This window comes from Oceanicaulis sp. MMSF_3324 (assembly GCF_030733545.1).
Classification (GTDB): Bacteria; Pseudomonadota; Alphaproteobacteria; order Caulobacterales; family Maricaulaceae; genus Oceanicaulis.
Window position 1 is genome coordinate 164,187 of the sequence record NZ_JASHIU010000003.1, and the last position, 13,556, is coordinate 177,742.

14 protein-coding genes are annotated in these 13,556 nt (G+C 63.1%); 8 read left to right on the forward strand and 6 right to left on the reverse strand.

Features of this window, described 5'->3' with window-relative positions; all coding sequences use genetic code 11:
- Nucleotides 1-22: 22 nt before the first annotated feature.
- Both RBA95_RS05205 and RBA95_RS05210 read right to left on the reverse strand, forming a co-directional pair.
- A complete protein-coding gene (locus tag RBA95_RS05205) occupies nucleotides 23-1,375 on the reverse strand; it encodes a PleD family two-component system response regulator (RefSeq protein ID WP_306015757.1) in 1,353 nt (450 codons plus the stop codon).
- 12 nt (nucleotides 1,376-1,387) lie between these two features.
- Entirely contained in the window at nucleotides 1,388-1,753 is a 366-nt protein-coding gene (locus RBA95_RS05210; protein ID WP_306015758.1) for a response regulator, read from the reverse strand.
- 178 nt (nucleotides 1,754-1,931) lie between these two features.
- Between RBA95_RS05210 and RBA95_RS05215 the strand changes: the two genes are divergently transcribed.
- Both RBA95_RS05215 and RBA95_RS05220 read left to right on the forward strand, forming a co-directional pair.
- Nucleotides 1,932-2,843 carry an ROK family protein gene (locus RBA95_RS05215; protein WP_306015759.1) on the forward strand — a complete coding sequence of 304 codons (912 nt, stop codon included), beginning with the start codon at nucleotides 1,932-1,934 and terminating at the stop codon, nucleotides 2,841-2,843.
- Nucleotides 2,840-4,117 carry a DNA polymerase IV gene (locus tag RBA95_RS05220; protein WP_306015760.1) on the forward strand — a complete coding sequence of 426 codons (1,278 nt, stop codon included), beginning with the start codon at nucleotides 2,840-2,842 and terminating at the stop codon, nucleotides 4,115-4,117. Before RBA95_RS05215 ends, RBA95_RS05220 begins: the two co-directional genes overlap by 4 nt.
- Here the strand turns inward: RBA95_RS05220 and RBA95_RS05225 are convergent.
- Entirely contained in the window at nucleotides 4,114-4,995 is an 882-nt protein-coding gene (locus RBA95_RS05225) for an alpha/beta fold hydrolase (RefSeq protein WP_306015761.1), read from the reverse strand. The genes RBA95_RS05220 and RBA95_RS05225 overlap by 4 nt on opposite strands.
- A gap of 148 nt (nucleotides 4,996-5,143) precedes the next feature.
- Here RBA95_RS05225 and RBA95_RS05230 point away from each other — a divergent pair, with 148 nt between their 5' ends.
- The 4 genes from RBA95_RS05230 to RBA95_RS05245 all read left to right on the forward strand — a co-directional run bounded on the left by RBA95_RS05230 (nucleotide 5,144) and on the right by RBA95_RS05245 (nucleotide 7,755).
- Nucleotides 5,144-5,605 carry a RidA family protein gene (locus tag RBA95_RS05230; protein WP_306015762.1) on the forward strand — a complete coding sequence of 154 codons (462 nt, stop codon included), beginning with the start codon at nucleotides 5,144-5,146 and terminating at the stop codon, nucleotides 5,603-5,605.
- A gap of 64 nt (nucleotides 5,606-5,669) precedes the next feature.
- The gene (locus tag RBA95_RS05235; protein WP_306015763.1) at nucleotides 5,670-6,815 is read left to right on the forward strand and encodes a GNAT family N-acetyltransferase; all 1,146 of its coding nucleotides are present in this window, start codon (nucleotides 5,670-5,672) and stop codon (nucleotides 6,813-6,815) included.
- Entirely contained in the window at nucleotides 6,812-7,240 is a 429-nt protein-coding gene (locus tag RBA95_RS05240) for a putative signal transducing protein (RefSeq protein ID WP_306015764.1), read from the forward strand. The genes RBA95_RS05235 and RBA95_RS05240 overlap by 4 nt, the downstream gene beginning before the upstream one ends.
- An 83-nt stretch (nucleotides 7,241-7,323) precedes the next feature.
- Nucleotides 7,324-7,755 (forward strand): HIT family protein, encoded by a 432-nt coding sequence (locus RBA95_RS05245; protein WP_306015765.1) that lies wholly within the window; start codon nucleotides 7,324-7,326, stop codon nucleotides 7,753-7,755.
- Nucleotides 7,756-7,761: 6 nt separating this feature from the next.
- Here the strand turns inward: RBA95_RS05245 and RBA95_RS05250 are convergent, their stop codons facing one another.
- Nucleotides 7,762-8,202, reverse strand: a complete 441-nt coding sequence (locus RBA95_RS05250) for a hypothetical protein (protein WP_306015766.1) — start codon at nucleotides 8,200-8,202, stop codon at nucleotides 7,762-7,764.
- A gap of 118 nt (nucleotides 8,203-8,320) precedes the next feature.
- Between RBA95_RS05250 and RBA95_RS05255 the strand changes: the two genes are divergently transcribed.
- Nucleotides 8,321-9,139: an alpha/beta fold hydrolase gene (locus RBA95_RS05255; protein WP_306015767.1), complete on the forward strand. Its 819-nt coding sequence runs from the start codon at nucleotides 8,321-8,323 to the stop codon at nucleotides 9,137-9,139.
- Here the strand turns inward: RBA95_RS05255 and RBA95_RS05260 are convergent.
- Nucleotides 9,136-9,963: a DUF2306 domain-containing protein gene (locus RBA95_RS05260; RefSeq protein ID WP_306015768.1), complete on the reverse strand. Its 828-nt coding sequence runs from the start codon at nucleotides 9,961-9,963 to the stop codon at nucleotides 9,136-9,138. The genes RBA95_RS05255 and RBA95_RS05260 overlap by 4 nt on opposite strands.
- Before the next feature lie 160 nt (nucleotides 9,964-10,123).
- Here RBA95_RS05260 and RBA95_RS05265 point away from each other — a divergent pair, with 160 nt between their 5' ends.
- Nucleotides 10,124-11,164: an AraC family transcriptional regulator gene (locus RBA95_RS05265; protein ID WP_306015769.1), complete on the forward strand. Its 1,041-nt coding sequence runs from the start codon at nucleotides 10,124-10,126 to the stop codon at nucleotides 11,162-11,164.
- A gap of 55 nt (nucleotides 11,165-11,219) precedes the next feature.
- On the opposite strand, the gene clpA is transcribed toward RBA95_RS05265, so the two are convergent.
- Nucleotides 11,220-13,553, reverse strand: coding sequence for an ATP-dependent Clp protease ATP-binding subunit ClpA (gene clpA, locus RBA95_RS05270; RefSeq protein ID WP_306015770.1), 2,334 nt, complete (start codon nucleotides 13,551-13,553; stop codon nucleotides 11,220-11,222).
- Nucleotides 13,554-13,556: the final 3 nt, after the last annotated feature.

Below are 13,556 nucleotides of genomic sequence, written 5' to 3' on the forward strand. Positions count from 1 at the left end.
CTTACGAAAGCCGCCTGTTTGTTCAGGCGGCTTTTCGTTTTGCCTCGATCACGCGATTGCGCCCGGACCGCTTAGCCTCATAAAGGGCCGTATCCGCACGCTCGATCAACGCCTCGACCGAATCCTCCAGGAAGGCCTCGGCGACGCCCACGCTCATGGTGACGTTGATGATGTCACCGGTCTCTCTGAGGGTGACCGGCGTGGCGCACACCGCCAGACGGGCCCGCTCCATGGCGTCGCACGCATCCCGTGCGGTGGTATTGGAAAACACCACCAGGAATTCCTCGCCGCCATAGCGACCTGCGATGTCGATGGCGCGCAATTGCTCGCTCAGACGCGCACAGATCTCCTTGAGCACCTGGTCACCGGCATTATGCCCCCAGGTGTCGTTGATCCGCTTGAAGTGATCGATATCGATCAGCGCAGTCGTCACCGGCTCATGATTGGTCCGAAGACCATCCAGCGCCTGTCGCAGGCGTGAAACGGTGTAGCGGCGGTTGAACAAGCCCGTCAGTGCATCGCGCACCGACATCTCGAGACTTTCATCCAGCCGATCGCGCAGGGCGTCCGCATAGCGCTTGCGCTTGAGCTGTGTGGCGCTGCGCGCCGATAGTTCGCCCGGGTCGAGCGGACGTGAAATCACGTCATTCACGCCCAGATCGAGCGCGCGCACCATGGTGCGCTTGTCCATTTCATCCACAACGCCCAGCAGCGGCACCTGCCGCGTTTCCACATCCGAGCGGATACGCGCACACAGGCGCAGACCGTCAAATCGCGGCGAGCTGAGATCCACGATCACAAGATCGGCGTGACGCGCCTGGGAAATCGCAATCCGCGGATCGCCATAACCATGCGCATCCAAGGACGCCGGCAAGGCTCGGGCGATCCGGTGAGCCGCCGCCTGATCGGCCGCGGCGACAACCACGCGCCCATCCCCGTTCGCAGGCTCATAGGGCAACATTTCGACGCCATTGCTTTCGCGCTGGCGCAATTCATCCATCACGCTCGTCAGGCGCAGCAAGGAGCGTACGCGGGCGAACAGCGCGACATCATCCACCGGCTTGGTGAGAAACTCGTCCGCGCCCGCCTCAAGCCCGCGAATACGGTCCGTGCGTTCATCAAGCGCAGTCACCATGACCACGGGGATGTGACGGGATTCAGGGTCGGATTTCAGCCGACGGCAGGTCTCGAACCCGTCCATGCCCGGCATCATGATGTCGAGCAGGATCACATCCGGCTTTTCGCTTCGGGCAAGGTCCAGACAGGTCGGCCCGTCGGGGGCCATCAGGACGTCGAAATATTCGGCCGTCAGTCTCGCCTCGAGCAGACGACGGTTCGTTTCGATGTCATCGACGACCAATATGCGCGCGCTCACCCGTGTCTCCTTCTAGTCGAGGAAGTCCCGAACCGTCTTGATGAAGGATGCGACCGTAATCGGTTTGGACAGGTATCCTTCGCACCCGCCTTCACGGATGCGTTCCTCATCGCCCTTCATGGCGAATGCGGTGACGGCCACCACGGGAATGGCCGATAACTCATCATCATTCTTGATCCATTTGGTGACATCCAGACCTGACACTTCAGGCAACTGAATATCCATAAGGATCAGGTCGGGCCTGTGCTCACGCGCCATATCGAGCGCCTTGAGGCCTTCGCTGGTCTGCACGGTCTCGTAGCCGTGCGCTTCGAGCAGATCACGAAATAATTTCATGTTCAGCTCGTTGTCTTCAACGATCAGAACTTTTTTGGACATGACCTGCAGCATTATAACCGCGCTTTCCCCAATTCGCCCCGCCGTCTGTGCAGCGTGAGCGTTTTGACCATCCAGAGTGCATTAAACCCCACTTTCCTTAATCAAGAATGAGTCCCCGACTTCGCAGGACGATTAGAACAAGATATGAACGTGTGAAGCGAGGAAAAAGAGGCGACCCGTGTTACGGTTAGGCGTGGATCTCGGCGGCACGAAGATCGAGGCGGCATTGCTGGATGAATACGGCGCCTGTTCCGTGCGCCGCCGCACCGCGACCCCGGCGGGGTATGAGGAGAAACTGGACGCCATTGCCGACCTCGTCGCCGCTGTGGAAGCCGAAGCCGGACTGACAGCGCCCTTGCCGGCGGGCATCGGACATCCCGGTTCGATCAACCCCAGAACCGGTCTGATGCGCAACGCCAACTCAACAGCGCTCAACGGTCATCCGCTGGACCAGGACCTCGCCCGTCGCCTGAACCGCCCTGTCCGCTGCGCCAATGACGCCAATTGTTTCGCCTTGTCCGAAGCGCGCGATGGCGCAGGCGCCGGCGCTCGAAGCGTGTTTGGCGTGATTGCCGGCACCGGCGTGGGAGGCGGGATCGTGCTGGATGGCGCGCTTGTGCCGGGAGCCGACGGCAATGCAGGCGAATGGGGACATACCGCCCTGCCCTACATGACACCCCAGGAGCTGGCGATCAGCCCGCCCTGTTACTGTGGCAAGACCAATTGCGTGGAGGCCTGGTGTTCAGGCCCTGCGCTATCGCGCGATCATGAGCGCCGCACGGGCGAAACCTGCTCGGTCCAGCAAATCGCCCTGGCCGCCAAGACCGGGGATGAGGCCGCTCAACTCAGCCTAGACCAGCATGAGGACCGGTTCGCGCGCGCCCTGTCCAATGTCATCAACATTCTCGACCCGGACGTGATCGTTCTGGGCGGAGGGCTGTCCAATCTGGACGGCTTTGCCGATCGTCTGGCCAAACGCGTGGCGGACTGGGCGTTCACTGATGATCCGATCACTCAGATCCGCACACCGGTCCATGGCGACAGCTCGGGCGTGCGCGGCGCCGCCTGGTTGTGGGACGGCGCGAATTGACCGCTTCGCCTCGCTCTCAAAGCTATTGCCGAAGCTGCCTCGCCCCGGCGCCGCCAGGGGCGAAATGCCCTCATTGCGGCCGGGGCCCGGTCCTGGCTCATCCCGAGCTCAACGCGCTCGCCATTGCCCATATCGACTGCGACGCCTTTTTCGCCTCGGTGGAAAAGCGCGACAATCCCGCGCTTGAGGACCAGCCGGTGATCATTGGCGGCGGCAAGCGCGGCGTGGTCTCCACGGCCTGCTATGTGGCGCGGCTTTACGGCGTGCGCTCGGCCATGCCCATGTTCAAGGCGCTCAAGGCGTGCCCGGACGCGGTGGTGGTCCGGCCGCGCATGGAGGTCTATTCCGCAGAAGGCAAGCGCATCCGCGCCATGATGGAGGATGTGACCCCTTTGGTGGAGCCGCTCTCCATCGATGAAGCGTTTCTGGATCTGTCCGGCACGGAGAAGCTGCATGGCGCGCCGCCCGCATTGACGCTTTTGCGCCTGCAGCGCCGCATCCTGAACGAGGTCGGCGTGACCGTGTCCGTGGGGCTGAGCTTTAACAAGTTTCTCGCCAAGACCGCGTCTGATCTTGATAAGCCCAACGGCTTTTCGGTGCTGGGCCGCGCGGATGCCACAGGTTTTCTGGCGCAGATGAAGGTGGGCGATGTCTATGGCGTGGGCCCCGTGCTGGGCAAGAAGCTGAACGCGGACGGTCTGTACACATTGTCTGACGTGCTCAAGCGCTCTGAAGGCGATCTCGCACGCAAATACGGCGAGTCCGGTCTGCGGCTCGCCCGCCTGGCCCGGGGCCAGGATGATCGCAAGGTCAGCCCCGAGCGCGAGCGCAAATCCGTCTCAGCCGAAACCACCTTCAATGACGACGTCTCGGACAAGTCGGTGCTGAAAGATCGGCTGTGGCCGCTTTGCGTGAAGGTCGCCGACCGCATGAAGGCCCAGGGCGTGGCGGGCCGGGTCGTGACGTTGAAGATCAAGACCGACAAGTTTCGCACCATCACGCGGCGGCGCACCCTGACCGATCCCGCCCAGCTGGCCGATACGCTGTACCGCACCAGCACCGACATGCTCGACAAGGAGCCCGAAGGCGTGCGCTACAGACTGATCGGCGCGGGCTATTCCGTTCTGGAGCCCGCCATTGCCGATGCGGGTGATCTGCTGGACCCCAACGCGCTCAAGCGCGCCGCCGCCGAGCGCGCCATGGACGCGGCCCGGGCGAAATTCGGAGCTGCGGCCATCATCAAGGGCCGTATGCTCAACAAGGATCGCGACTAGCTGCTGCGCGACAGCCTGTAGGCGTCCTGGGACAGCCAGCGAAACACCTGCGGCCAGAAGACATCCGCCATCTTGGAGCGGAACAGGCCATCATGACCGAGCGCGCCGCGGCCGGCATCAACATGGCTGACAAGCTTCATCTCGGTTTGCGCGTTTTCATAGCGCTCCAGAAGCCAGCGCACGGTCTGGGGATTGGCGATCGGGTCGTCATCAGGCGTCCAGGCCCGGACCGGGGCGCGAAAGTCTTCGTATCGCGATGTCAGGCCCAGCTCGGCGATGACGTCGCGAAAGCATTCGGGATTGATCCCGAAATCCCGCCAGTCCGCCCAGACGCGCGGCGGCAAGGGCTCGCCGCGCCAGAACACCCCCTTGGGAATATGTCCGCGCAGCAGCAGATAGGCCGGTCCGACAATCCGCCAGAACGCCCAGGCGAAGTATTTCAGCGGCGCGGACTGATCGCCCCAATAGCCCGAAGACGCCGAAAGCAGGGCGAGACGGCGCACTGGCAGAGCCGGATCCACGAGCGCAGCAAACTGTCCGCCAATGGAGTGTCCCACAATATCGAGCGGCAAGCCCGGAAACGCCTGGCAGGCCGCTTCGGCGGCGGCGGGAATGTCATAGCGCGCCCAATCGAGCATGCGCGCGGTTTCCCGGCGCGGATGGCAACGTGCGGATTCGCCCTGACCGCGATAGTCATAGGTCAGAACGGCCCAACCATTTTCCGCCGCCGCTTCGGCAAAGGCGGCGTAGAAGTCCTTGCGATAGCCGGTGGCGGGATTGATCACCATGACGGCGGTGGGGGCGTTGGGCACGCGAAACTCGCCCGACAGCAATTTGCCGTCGGCCGTCCGCAAGCGGACTGGTCTCAGCGTTGTCATGCTCGCCGCATCGCGCGCCATTCTTTCACCTTGTTGTTACAGTGCAGCATGCAGGGCGCGCCCGCTGAATTCAACCCGGCCCCCTCATTGCCATAACGTCTCTCAGGCGCCTATTTGGAGAGGACATCATCCAATCGGAGCTTGCCTCATGGCCGACATCGAATCCCGTCTGAAAGAGCTGGGTCTGACCCTGCCCGAAGCCGCTGCGCCCGTGGCCAATTACGTGCCTCACGCGCAGAGCGGCCAGACCGTCCACATTTCCGGTCAGATCTCGATGGGCGCGAACGGGCTGATGACCGGCCGGCTCGGCGATGGCCTGTCGCTCGAAGACGGTCAGGCGGCGGCGCGCCTGTGCGCCCTGAACCTGATCGCCCAGTTCAAATCCGCCTGCGACGGCAATCTCAACCGCGTGCTGCGCGTGGTGAAGCTGGGCGGGTTCGTCAATGCCCATCCCGACTTTCACGATGTCCCGAAAGTCATCAATGGCGCTTCGGACCTGATGGTTGACGTGTTTGGTGATGCAGGACGCCATGCCCGGTCCGCTGTTGGCGTTGCGGTCCTGCCGCTCAACGCGGCTGTGGAAGTGGACGCGGTGATCGAGATCGCGTGAGCGCGCTCGAAGTGAAGGCCCGGCGCGCCTATATCGTGGCGCTGAGCAAGCTTCTGGACGGTTCATGACCGATATTTCCGTGCGCATGATCACCGCGATGGCGCAAATCGATCCCGCAGACTGGGATCGGTGCGCCAATCCGGAAGATCAGCCCTATGACCCGTTCGTCAGCTGGGATTTCCTCGATGCGCTGGAAACCTCCGGCAGCGCCGTGGATGAGACAGGCTGGGGCCCGCGCCATCTGATCGCCGAAAATGAAGCCGGTCAGATCCTGGGCGTCATGCCGCTCTATGTGAAAGGGCATTCGTATGGCGAATACGTGTTTGACCATGCCTGGGCGGATGCGCTGGAGCGCGCCGGCGTCGCCTATTATCCCAAGCTTCTGACCGCCATTCCCTTCACGCCCGCCACCGGTCGGCGGGTGCTCAGCCCGGATCCGGATATTCGCCAAGCCTTGATCCAGGCCGGCCGGTACGCGGCGCGCGAGCTGGATCTGTCAAGCTGGCACATCCTTTTCCCAGATCCTGCGACGCAGACAGACCTGGTCGAGGCGGGCCTGCTGGCGCGCCAGGACATCCAGTTCATCTGGGACGATGCAGGCTATGGCGATTATGAGGGCTTTCTCGCCGCCCTCTCCTCTCGCAAGCGCAAGGCGCTGCGCAAGGAACGCAAGATCGCCCAGCAAGACGTCACGATCGAACAGCTCACGGGCGACGCGCTGACCGAACACCATTGGGATGTGTTCTTCGCCTGTTACCAGGATACGGGCGAACGCAAATGGGGCACGCCCTATCTCAATCGCGAATTCTTCACCCTCATCCATGAGCGCATGGCCGATAAAGTCCTTCTGGTCATGGCCAAGGATGGCGAGGACTATATCGCCAGCGCCCTGAACTTCATCGGATCGGACACGCTCTATGGTCGGTACTGGGGCGCGCTCCGCTTCGCCGACCAGCTCCATTTCGAGCTTTGCTACCACCAGGCCATCGACTACGCCCTCGCCCACGGCCTCAAACGGGTCGAAGCGGGCGCACAGGGCGCGCACAAGCTGGCGCGCGGCTATCGCCCGCAGCTGGTCTATTCCGCCCATGACGTCGTGCATGAAGGCCTGAGCGGCGCGGTGGAGCGGTTTTTGCGCTCCGAGCGCCATGCGGTGGAAACGGAACGTCTTTCCCTCTTGCGGGAGTCTCCTTACAAGACGCCTTCATGAGCTCTTGGCGTCCTCTCAGGCGATTGCTGACCCGGTCAGAAATGGACATTGAAGCCTCGCTCCTGGAGAGCGCTGGCATTCCCACATTTGCGCCTGATCGTCAGTGGTTCGGTTTCTACGCCAGTCTGGAGTTCGGCAGCGATCATGGCTACCGCCTCTATGTCAGGGAGAACGATTGGCAGGACGCCCGTCAAATACTGGACGAGAGACAACTCGAAATCGCTCCGATCTACCCCTGTCCGGCTTGCGGCGGAGCAACACGCCGGTTGCGTCGCGTCCTCGCAATCATAGCGCTTTGCATTCTGCGAAACACGTTCGCACCGTTTCCGTTTTATCGTCGCAAACGTATCTGCCTGACCTGCAAGACACGCCACATGCCAGAACGGCCTGAACGCTTCACAGCTGCAGAAACAGCACAGCTCTGACCGCCAGATTGTCGCGGAACAGCTTGGACTCACAGCCCATAGCCGTTATCGAAGTCAAAGCCTTTCCAAGCAGGAGACCCGCCATGAGCCTTCACGGGACCTATGACGACCAGAATATCTTCGCCAAGATCCTGCGCGGGGAAGCGCCCTGCGTGAAGGTGTATGAGGACGACCACGTCCTGTCCTTCCTGGACATCTTCCCGCAAAGCAAGGGGCACACGCTGGTCATCCCCAAGGAACCGGCGCGCAACCTTCTGGAAATTTCCGAAGATGGCGCCGCGGAAGCGATCAAGCGCGTCAAGAAGGTCGCCCAAGCGGTCGAGAGCGCGCTCAAACCCGATGGCGTGACCATTGCCCAGTTCAACGGCGCTCCGGCCGGCCAGACCGTCTATCACATCCATTTCCACATCATCCCCCGCTGGGACGGCCAGGACATTGCCGGCCATGGCAGCGCGGGACGGGCGGACATGGATGAGCTCAATGCCCTCAGCGAGACGATCAAGGCGGCGCTTTAAGATTCGCTATCCACACCACATGCCCGGCATCTCGTACGGGCCATGTGTGGTGTGCGCTTCGCCATCGGCATCGCGCTCGATGATCTCGAACTGCGCCGCATCCACCGGCAGGATGGCGTCCGCATCCTCGAGCGGGCCCTCCAGGGCGCCATGAGTGCGCGGCCCCAGCTCGCCGGACGGATCCGCCTCAGCGTGACCGCTGCTCCAGCGCGGATCAAACGGGTGGGTGCGGGCCATCTCATCGCCCTGGCAGTCATAGGCGATCCAGACCAGCCGCGCACGCGGATCGCCTCGATCCTCCTCGACATAAAAACGCCGCCCGCCGAAGGTTTCGACCAGAGCCGGCGTTTGGGTGAAATCCACGGCCACGACACGGCCGGTCACGGGCGTGTCGGGCGTGGGCGTCAATGAGGCTGCAATCGTCAAGGCCAGTATGGAAAGGGTCACGAAAGTCTCCTGTGCGCCGGGCTAGTCATCCTTTTATGACAGCCATGCACGGCGGACGCTTTTGTCTCAAGTCCAATCGACCTAGCGTGGCCACAATCACCAGCCCTTGAGTCTCCTCATGCCCGTCTCCGCCTTATCGCTCGCCGCCAACACCACCGCCGCCCTGTTTCCGCGCACCTACAAGGCGTCGGTCCAGCGTCAGTTCACCCGCCCGCGCGTGAAACAGCAGACAGACAAGGGCCGCGACTGGCTGGAAAGCCTTGAAAAGGCGACTTTCGACGGCCCCCAGGGGCAACAGCGCGTCTATCGGGGCGGCGATGGCCCGCTGGTGTTTTTCCAGCATGGCTGGGAGGCGGACAGCGCGGATTTGTCCACGCTGGGTCAAGCGGTGATGGAGGCGGGCTATTCCGTCGCCCTGATCGACGGTCCCGCCCATGGCCAGAGCGAGGGATACAAGGCCTATATCCTCTTGTTCGCCGAAGGTTTGGGCGCTGCGGCCGCGCAGCTGGGCCAGCCTGACGCCATCATCGCCCATTCCATGGGACTGCCGGCCAGCGTCCTCGCCATGGCGCGGCATGGTCTGACGCCAGGCCGGGTGATCGGGCTGGGCGCGCCGGACGCCCTGCCCCGCAATGTGGCCTTCCAGGGCGAGGCCATGGGTTTGTCAAAGCGCGCCATCGCCCTGATGCTCGAAGCGGTCAGCGAAAGCTTCGGCGAGCCCGCCGCCAATCTCGACATCACCCTGGACGCTCCGAACTTCACCGTCCCGGCGCTCATTCTGCATGGCGAGAATGACCAGATTGCGCCGCCTGTGTGCGCGGAGCGGATCGCCAGCGCCTGGCCGGACGCCCGTTCGGAAATCTTCGAGGGCGTTGGCCATCGCGGCATCCTGCGCGACCCCCGCGTGGTGGAGCGGGTGCTGGCGTTTCTGAGCTAGAGGTGCGGCCCCCACATGATCAAGGTAGCGCCCACCCCGCCCAGCGCGATGACCCCGGCGCCCGCCAGCGTGACCAGCGCGCTTGTCAGTTTCAGCCTGACTGACCGGCTCGCCTGAGCGATCAGATACAGCTCCAGCACCGCCAGCGGCAGCAGATAGGCGCCATAGCTGACCGCATAATCAAACCAGCCATCCATGCTGGCCGTCACGCCGGCCCCGCCCGTGCTCAGAAACCAGGCGCTATAGAAGATGCGGATGAACCAGACCGCGCTCGCGGCGATGAACAGGCGCATGGCCCAGGGGCGGTGACGGTTGATCTGGCGTTTGCGGGCGTAATGCAGCGCCATGCCCGCGAAGAAGACGATCAGCACCGCATCCAGCGTAGTCGCCAGACCGGTGATGTCATTGAGCCGGGCGTCCCGGGTCCAGATCATGATCGCGCCGCCCACGGCCAGATAGACCGCCAGAACCAGAAACACGCGCCCGGACAGCCGGTGCAGTCCGCGCGCCCGATTGCGGATCATCGGCGTCAATTGCATCAGCCCGGCCAGCGTCATCACCGCCGCCAGAAGAACATGGGTGATAAACATCAGATTGCCGATCCCGTCGCCGGGCACATGCCCCGTGATGAGACCGGTTTCGTTCCAGCGCTCGAACTGCCCGCCCCAGCTGCGCGGTATGTAGGCGGCCAGAATGTAATAGACGAACATCAGCTGCCCGGCGGCGGCGCACAGGAACCAGATCTTGCCGGACAGGCTTTGCGCACGGGCCGCGTGCTTCAACCAGGACGGGCTGGACGGCGTGTGTATGAGGGTTTGCGTCATCGAACCAACTCCAGAAAGGACGCCCGGTCTTGTCGCCGAGCCGAACCCCGTCAGTTCAGATGTTCAGCGCCCCATCGTCTGGCCGATTTGCATTTCGGCCAGAAAAAACGGCTAATCTGACGCACATGACGACACCTGATCAGCCTGATGGACCGCAGCCATGCTTGCTTTTGGCCTGAGCCTGAAACTTCTGTGCGCCCTGGCGGCGCTGGCCTGGGCCGTTTGGGTCCTTGTGAAGGCGCCCCGCACCGCGCTCTATCTCAGCTGGGGCGTATTCACACTGAGCCTGAGCGCGCTCTTGCTGGCCGAAGGGCTGGGCGACGCTCTGGGGGATGTGCGGCCCTGGATCCTGATGCTCAGCGGCGGCACCTGTTCGGTGCTGTGGCTGTTCACCCGCGCCCTGTTTCGCAAGAACGCCGAAATAGGCCCGTTCGAGCTGGCGCTGGTGCTGGGCATCATTACGCCGTCCCTGATCAAGCCCATGCTGCTGTCAGTCGGGTTTGTCGCGCCCATTGATTCCCTGGTCCGCGCGCAATCCCTGCTCAGCTCGACCGCGCTGATCCTGTCGGTCTGGGAGGCGGCGCGATGCTGGCCGTCATCCGAACACAGGGGTGAAGTCGCGCTGCGCACCGCCTATCTCGGCGTCTTCGTCACGGGCGTCTTCCTGTGCTCGATCCTGATCGGTTCAGGCGTCAGCATTCCGCCCGCCCCCGCCACAGCGATCGAGGCAGTGTGCGCCGCCGCCATACTCGGCGTGTGCTCTATTGGGCTGCTCTATCGCATGCGGCATCCGGTTCCGAACCATCGCGCCGCGCCCGAGGCGACCGATACCGACGTCGAGCTTGGCCAGCGCCTGCTGCGCTTGATGGAGCGCGAGCAGCTGTATCTCGATCCCGAGCTCAATCTGAATGCCCTCGCCCGCTCGCTGGGTGAACCGCCCAACCGGGTCAGTCGCGCCATTACGGCCGGGCTCAAGGCGCCCAATGTGAACCAGCTGATCAATGCGCGCCGCATTGCCCATGCGCGGGCCATGCTGTCGAACCCCGATCATGACACGCTCAGCATTCTGCAGGTGGCGCTGGAGAGCGGCTTCAACTCCATCGGCCCGTTCAACCGGGCCTTCAAGTCCGCAACAGAGCAGACCCCGCGTGATTATCGCCGGGAGCAGAGAAAAGGGCCGGACGCCCTGCCCGCCGAATAGACGCAAAAAAGCCCGGAGCAAGCTCCGGGCTTTTTCATTGTCGCGGGTAACCGGCTTATTTGACGGCTTCCTTGGTCTTTTTCGACTTCCGCTTGGGCTTCGTATCGTTCAGGCGGTCGCCCGGAATGATCTCGAAGTCGAGGCGTTCGGGATCGGCGGCATCCACATCCACCTTGACCACGCCGCCCTTCTTGAGCTGACCGAACAGAATCTCTTCGGCCAGGGGCTTCTTGATATGGTCCTGGATGACCCGGCCCAGCGGACGGGCGCCGAACTTCTCGTCATAGCCGCGCTCACCCAGCCAGCGTGTCGCCGCCTCGGTCAGCTCGAAGGTCACGCCGCGATCGGCCAGTTGAGCCTCAAGCTGCAGAACGAATTTCTCGACCACCCGGCCGATGACTTCGATCTTCAGGCCCGAGAACGGGATGATCGCATCCAGACGGTTGCGGAATTCCGGCGTGAACAGACGCTCGATCGCCGCCTGGTCCTCGCCGTCGCGCTTGCCGCGGCCAAAGCCAATGGCTTCCTTGGCGGCGTCCGCCGCACCCGCATTGGAGGTCATGATCAGGATGACATTGCGGCAGTCCACGGACTTGCCGTTGGCGTCGGTCAGCTGACCATTGTCCATCACCTGGAGCAGAATGTTGAAGATGTCCGGGTGCGCCTTCTCGATCTCGTCGAGCAGCAGGACCGAGTGCGGATGCTGATCAACCGCATCGGTCAGCTGGCCGCCCTGGTCATAGCCCACATAGCCCGGAGGCGCGCCCAGAAGGCGGCTCACCGTATGGCGTTCCATGTATTCGGACATGTCAAAGCGCAACAGCTCGACACCCAGCGTATCAGCCAGCTGGCGCGCCACCTCGGTCTTGCCCACCCCGGTCGGACCGGAGAACAGGTAGGAGCCGATGGGCTTGTTGGGTTCGCGCAGCCCTGCCCGCGCCAGCTTGATGGCGCTCGCGAGCTTCTCGATGGCGTCGTCCTGGCCGAACACCACGCGCTTGAGCGAGGTTTCGAGATCGCGCAGCACGGATTCGTCGGATTTCGAGACCGATTTCGGAGGAATGCGGGCGATCTTGGCGACCACCGCCTCGATCTCCTTCACGCCGATAGTCTTCTTGCGCTTGGATTGAGGCACCAGACGCATGGAGGCGCCGGCCTCATCGATCACGTCGATGGCCTTGTCCGGCAGTTTGCGGTCGCCGATATAGCGATCGGACAGCTCCACCGCCGATTTCAGCGCGTCCGCCGTGAAGCGAATGTCGTGGAAGTCCTCGAAATACGGCTTCAGGCCATTGAGGATCTTGATGGCGTCGGGCACGGAGGGCTCGCGCACATCGATCTTCTGGAAGCGCCGCGCGAGCGCACGATCCTTCTCGAAATGCTGACGGTATTCCTTGTAGGTGGTCGAGCCCATGCAGCGCAGACCGCCCTGTTGCAGGGCCGGCTTGAGCAGGTTCGACGCATCCATGGCGCCGCCGGACGTGGCGCCGGCGCCGATCACGGTGTGGATCTCGTCAATGAACAGGACCGCATTCGGACGCGCTTCAAGCGCTTTGACGACCTGTTTGACGCGCTCTTCAAAGTCGCCGCGATAGCGGGTGCCCGCCAGCAGCGCGCCCATATCGAGCGAATAGATCGTGGCTTCCGCCAGAACTTCCGGCACTTCGTTTTCCACGATCTTGCGCGCCAGACCTTCAGCGATGGCGGTTTTGCCCACGCCCGGATCACCCACCAGAAGCGGGTTGTTCTTGCGGCGGCGGCACAGCACTTGGATGCAGCGCTCCACTTCGTGCTCGCGCCCGATCAGGGGATCTACGCCACCTTCACGCGCCTTCTCGTTGAGATCGACGCAATAGGCCGACAGTGCGTCGTCCTTGTCCTCGGCACCCTCGCCCGGCTCGATCGCTTCCTCTTCGGCGCCGCGCGGCGGACGGGAATCGGATTCGCCCGGCTTCTTGGAAATGCCGTGGGAGATGTAATTGACCGCGTCATAGCGGGTCATGTCCCGCTCGGCGAGAAAATAGGCGGCATGGCTTTCACGCTCGGCAAAGAGCGCGACGAGCACATTGGCGCCGGTCACTTCATCGCGGCCGGAATTCTGCACATGGATCACGGCGCGCTGGATGACGCGCTGGAAGCCGGCGGTGGGCTTGGCGTCCTCGCCATCGTCGACCATCAGGCTCGCCAGCTCTTCGTCGACATACTCGTTGAGCGTGTCGCGAAGCTCGTCCACATCCACATCGCAGGCGCGCATGACGGCGGACGCATCGATGTCTTCGCACAGCGAGAGCAGAAGGTGCTCGAGCGTGGCGTACTCATGCTTGCGTTCAGTCGCGGCCGTCAGGGCGCGATGCAGAGAGCGTTCGAGAGTGGGTGAGAAAGAGGGCAAGGC